We start from the raw sequence: 685 nt of genomic DNA, 5'->3' as shown, positions 1-685 counted from the left end.
TCGCGGCCGCGACCACCGACGTACGCGGGGCCATCGGGTTCTCCTCCTTCGGCGTCCTGGCGTACTACGCCATCGCCAACGCCTCCGCCTGGACCCTGACCCCCGCCGAAGGCCGCCCGCCCCGGATCATCCCCATCGTCGGCCTGACCGGCTGCCTCGTCCTGGCCTTCGCCCTCCCGCTGCCCTCCGTGCTCACCGGAGCCGCCGTCCTCCTCGTCGGCGCAGCCACGTACGGCCTCCGCCGCGTCAGCACACACCACCAGCAGGGCATCTGATCAAGTTTTCACGCCGATGTAGGTGATATATCCGTTTCCATTCGCCAGGTTGGAACGGATTCTTCGGTCAGTTCGGCGGAAATTTCGTCAGTCATCAGACAGGCGCCTCGGGCATCACACAAAGGAAAATCTCCCACAACCTGTCTGGCACCAGTTGCCGCCCCACCTCCATGCCATGGACAACGAGGACCCCGGCCAGCCTGCGACAGGAAAGGCGCTCGATGCCGGCACGAACGATTCCCGGCAAGCATCTTCGCGAGGCATGACCGCCGTGACCGACTACTTACAGGCCGTCTTCGCGATGCTGGGCCCGAACGGAACTGCCCTTGGACGCGCTGGAGATGGCTTTAGACGTCGTTTCTTATGGCGTGATCGTTCGTTGATCCGTGCATGACGGATCTGGTTGAGCG

The 685-nt window shown here is 63.9% G+C and carries 1 pseudogene; it reads left to right on the top strand.

Annotated elements, in window-relative coordinates:
- Positions 1-275, top strand: a pseudogene (locus IE145_RS33190) (amino acid permease); the annotation flags it as partial.
- Positions 276-685: the final 410 nt, after the last annotated feature.

Origin of the sequence: Streptomyces sindenensis (assembly GCF_014649035.1) — a bacterium.
Lineage (GTDB): Bacteria > Actinomycetota > Actinomycetes > Streptomycetales > Streptomycetaceae > Streptomyces > Streptomyces sindenensis.
This window is presented reverse-complemented; position numbering and strand designations above follow the sequence as displayed.